Below are 4,681 nucleotides of genomic sequence, written 5' to 3'. Positions count from 1 at the left end.
CCCGTCGCCGCCCCGGCTCACGCCGGGGCGGCCTATTTTTGTTTTACTCACACCACGACGAAATCGGCGTTGGTCAGCGCCAAATTGGCGGCCAGCGTGGCGAAATGGGTGGAGCCGCCAGCGGCACTGCCATTGCTGTCATAATAGAGCCAGCCGGTGTCGGTCTCGTAGATGATGTGATCGGTGCCGTCGCCGGCAAGGCCGGTGGTGTTCTTTATGAGCTGGTCCGCTGTCAGCGTGCCGTTGCCGCCAAGCGCCGCAAAGATGGCGTTGTCGACCTGGATGGTGTCATCGGCGACCGAGAAGTCGGTGATGCGGTCGACATTGGTCGAAGCATTGAGCGCCGTGGTGAAGACAAAGGTATCGTTGCCGGTGCTGCCGGACAGCGTGTCGTTACCGAGCAGGCCGTTGATGACATTCGCGCCCGAATTGCCGGTGATGACATTGGCGATCGAATTGCCGGTGCCGTTGATGTTACCGGTGCTTCGCAGCGCGAGGTTCTCCAGTTCCTGTCCCGACAGGTTGAAGGAGACATAGGCCTGCACATTGTCGGTGCCCTGGCCGTTGAGCTCGATCACCTTATCACCGGCATTGTCGACGTAGTAGGTGTCGTTGCCGGTGCTGCCGCTCATCGTATCGGCGCCGCCGAGGCCGTCGATGATGTTGTTGCCCGAATTGCCGGTGATGGTGTTGGCAATCGAATTGCCGGTGCCGTTGATCGAAGCCGAGCTGCGCAGCGCAAGGTTCTCCAGCTCCTGACCAGAGAGGTTGAAGCTGACATAGGCCTGGACATTGTCGGTGCCCTGGCCGTTGAGCTCGATGACCTGATCGCCGGCATTGTCGACATAGTAGGTGTCGTTTTCGCCGCCTCCACGCATGATGTCGGCGCCTGTGCCACCATCCAGAAGATCGGCTCCCCGGCCGCCATTCAATGTGTCGTTTCCGCCTTCGCCGTAAATTGAGTCATTGCCGTAACTCAGGTCGCTTGAACCATCACGCTCATCGCCCCAGAGCGTGTCGTTGCCGTCGTGGCCCATCAGAACATCGTTGCCGCCACGGCCACGCAATTGATTGTCAGCCGCGTTGCCATAAAGCCCGTCGTTGAACGCGGTTCCACGCGCGTTGTTCACGCCGACCAACGTGTCGTAGCCGATGAAGAGGTTGCTCTCGTCCATGTCGTGGGCAAAGCCGCCTTGCAGGTCGATCAGAACCGCGCCGCCGGCTCCGTTGTAGTTGACCCGGCCTCCCTCCGTGCCGGCCAGGAACCTTACGACATCGTTTCCGGCGCCGAGATAGAAATCCATGTAGCCGCCGAATGTGTTGGTATAGGAGGCATCGACGATGAACGTGTCGCCAAAGGCGGTGTCGTCGATGGCGTGAATGCCCGATACGCGATCGACACCACCTTGCCCATCTGCGATGGCAAAACCGATGGCATTCGATCCGGCCGCAAGGCCAGCCCGAGCCTGTGCCGTGAGGTTGGCCACGATGGCAGTCGTCGCGCCCGCATAGAGGAGTTCGACATAGTCGATGTCCGTGTTTCCGGAGGCCTGTGCAATGATCCTGTCATTGCCCTGGTCCCCCGACACCGTAGCGGCAACCGCCGTCAAGGTGTCGTTGCCGTTGCCGCCGCTCAAGAAATCGAAATCGTCCACGGTCGCCGACACGCCGCCATTGATAATATCGGCGCCGTTGTCACCCGCGAGATAGTTGCTGCCGGTTGTGCCGGTGATGGTGTCGGCGAACTGGGTGCCTTCGGCATCCTCGATGCTGGTCAGCGTATCCGTGAAGCCCCAGCCGTCAGTTACAACGCCGGTCGCCAAATTGATCGTGGCACCATGTGTGATGATGCCGCCGCCGTCGACGTCGATTCCATAGTCAAGGCTGTCGTCCCTGTAGGAAACCATATCCTCGCCGGCGCCGCCAATGATGGTGTCGGTGCCGCTTCCCGCGAACACCGTGCCGCCGTTTGATCCCAGATGGATGATGTCGTTGCCCGCCCGGGCAAACACCCAAAAGCCGTCATTTCGCATCGTTATGTTGTCTGCGAAGTGGCTGGCGTTCACCGACTCGACACTGTTGAGCGTGTCGGTGTTGCCGAGGCCGTCGGTGACGACACCAGTCTGCATGTTGATGGTCAGGCCGTTTGAGTAAGTCTCGTAAAAAACGACGTCGATGCCGTCCCCTCCATTCACCTGGTCATTGCCGCCAATCGCCATGCGAATGTAGTCGTCACCGGCCAATGCGTTGATTGTGTCGTTGCCGATCAGGTCTTGAATGTCGGGATTGATATCGTTGCCGACGGTTCCATTGATGACTGCCATTTGATCCTCCCGCTGTATGGTATTCCCCAAGGGCAACTGTATCCGAAGGTTGCATTAGAGTCATCTCATGCAAAGAACGTAGGGTCACCTTGTTCAACGCCAGCGAAGTGCCTCGCAATTCGAGTTCAACAGTATTGTTGGACAACCGCGAAGTTTTTCGAGGAAGCTTTACGGCTTCGGAGCGCCGCAGGGCGCAGCGATCACAGCGGCAGGAGCCGGAAGTCGTTGCCCTCGGGCAGCAGTTGGCCGCCATCGACGACAATGCCGGTGATGTAGCTGGCAGCGTCGGAGGCGAGGAACAGGAGCGGGTCGACCGTCATCGCACACCAGATTTCTTCAATGAARGCGTGAGGCGCCGACGCTTTCTCCTAAAGCAATTCCAGGAAAAGTGTGAAACGGTTTTCCTGGGAAAAGCGCGTAGCGCTTTCCCTTAGGGAATTGCGTCAAAACAAAGAGTTAGAGCGGTTCGCCGTTTCCGTGAAACGGTGAACTGCTCTGGAGCCAGCAACCGCACCACCCCTGCTGGGAACGGGAGCCCGTCACAAAGTCCTGGTGTGACGGGCCCCATGTGGCGGGCTGTTTTCGTTGCCTCCTCACACTACGACGAAATCGGCGTTGGTGAGCGCGAGGTTGGCGGCCACCGTGGCGAAATGGATTGAGCCGCCAGCCGCACTGCCGTTGCTGTCATAGGTGAGCCAGCCGGTGTCGGTCTCGTAGATGATGTGATCGTTGCCGTCTGCGGCAAGGCCGGTGGTGTTMTTGACGAACTGGTCCGCCGTCAGCGTGCCATTGCCGCCAAGCGCTGCAAAGATCGCATTGTCGACCTGGATGGTGTCGTCGGCGACCGAGAAGTCGGTGATGGTATCGACATTGGTCAAGGCGTCGAGCGCTGTATGGAAATGGAAAATGTCGCTGCCAGTTCCGCCGATCAGTGTATCGTTGCCCAGGTGGCCGTCGAGGATGTCGTTGCCCGCGCCGGCAGTCAGGGTGTTGTCATGCTCGCCGCCATATATCTGATCCGCAAACTGCGTACCGGTGACATTGCGGATAGTGGCTACGGTATCCGTATTCCCAAAAGAATCCGTTGCGGTATCGGCTGCCAACCCCAGTTGCGAGCCGACTCCCCAGAGATTGACGAGGATACCATGTATGGCGCCGCTGCTGACGTCGGTACTGTAGTCGACCGTGTCAAGGCCGGAATTGCCATTGATAGTGTCATTTCCACGTCCACCAATCAGCCTGTCGTCGCCTGARTTGCCGTTGATGATATCATTTCCGTCTCCGCCAATGAGCGTGTCGTTCCCGTCCYTGCCGCTTATTGTATCGTTGCCGCCTCCACCGATGAGAAYGTTCRCGAAACCATCGCCGGTCAATGTGTCGCCACCACTGCCGCCGGTCACATTCTCGATGTTGCGAATAGTATCTTCCGCGATCCCGCCGATCGTGACTTGAGCGTCAACGAACTTGGTTAGACTTACAGCAACAGCTGAGGTTTGATTGCTGTAGTCGGCCGTGTCGACACCATCTCCACCATCCATAACATCGTTGCCGAGGCCTCCTCTGAAGATGTCGTTGCCGCCGAGGCCCAAAAGTGTATTTACACCACTGTTGCCAGTGATGATGTTGGCAAGGGAATTGCCGGTGCCGTCGATGTTCGCGGATCCAGTCAGCGTCAGGTTTTCCAGGTCCTGGCCTGAGAGATCGAAGGAAATCGCGCTGTTGACCGTGTCAGTGCCCTGACCACTGGCCTCGATCACGTGATCGCCGGCATTGTCGACATAGTAGGTGTCGTTGCCGGTGCTGCCACTCATCGTATCRGCGCCGCCCATTCCGTTGATGATGTTGTTGCCACTGTTGCCGGTGATGMTGTTTGCCAGGCTATTGCCTGTGGCGTTGATCGAGGCMCCACYGCGCAGCGCGACGTTCTCGATATTGCCCTTGAAGTGGTTGCCATCGCCAAGGTTGATCGAGACATAGCCATTGACGACATCGGTGCCGTTGGCGCCGGCCGTGCTCTCGTCGACGAGATCGCCGGCATTGTCGACATAGTAGGTGTCGTTGCCGATGCCGCCCTGCATCGTGTCGGCACCACCCTTGCCATCCAGTGTGTCGTTGCCTTCAAGGCCGATCAGCGTGTTGACGCCAGCGTTGCCATTGAGAACGTTGGCGAGGGCATTGCCAGTTCCGTTGATGTTTGCCGCGGTGATCAGCGTCAGGTTTTCCAGGTCCTGGCCTGAGAGATCGAAGGAAATCGCGCTGTTGACCGTGTCAGTGCCCTGACCACTGGCCTCGATCACGTGATCGCCGGCATTGTCGACATAGTAGGTGTCGTTGCCGGTGCTGCCACTCATCGTATC

2 protein-coding genes and 1 pseudogene are annotated in these 4,681 nt (G+C 58.6%); all 3 read right to left on the bottom strand.

The window, feature by feature from the left end:
* Positions 1-47 precede the first annotated feature (47 nt).
* Positions 48-2,324, bottom strand: a complete 2,277-nt coding sequence (locus AC1D0I_RS32150; protein WP_477400127.1) for a beta strand repeat-containing protein — start codon at positions 2,322-2,324, stop codon at positions 48-50.
* A gap of 200 nt (positions 2,325-2,524) precedes the next feature.
* Positions 2,525-2,626, bottom strand: a pseudogene (locus AC1D0I_RS32145) (3-oxoacyl-[acyl-carrier-protein] reductase); the annotation flags it as partial.
* A 291-nt stretch (positions 2,627-2,917) separates the two neighbouring features.
* Positions 2,918-4,681, bottom strand: a 1,764-nt coding sequence (locus AC1D0I_RS32140) for a hypothetical protein (protein WP_477400126.1), incomplete at its 5' end; no start/stop codon positions are given.

It is taken from the genome of Mesorhizobium sp. P2_D1 (assembly GCF_056404455.1).
This window is presented reverse-complemented; position numbering and strand designations above follow the sequence as displayed.

Bases quoted from the DNA above. Each gene is read 5' to 3' on its own strand.
- AC1D0I_RS32150 (WP_477400127.1), bottom strand. From the start codon at position 2,324: ATGGCAGTCATCAATGGAACCGTCGGCAACGATATCAATCCCGACATT.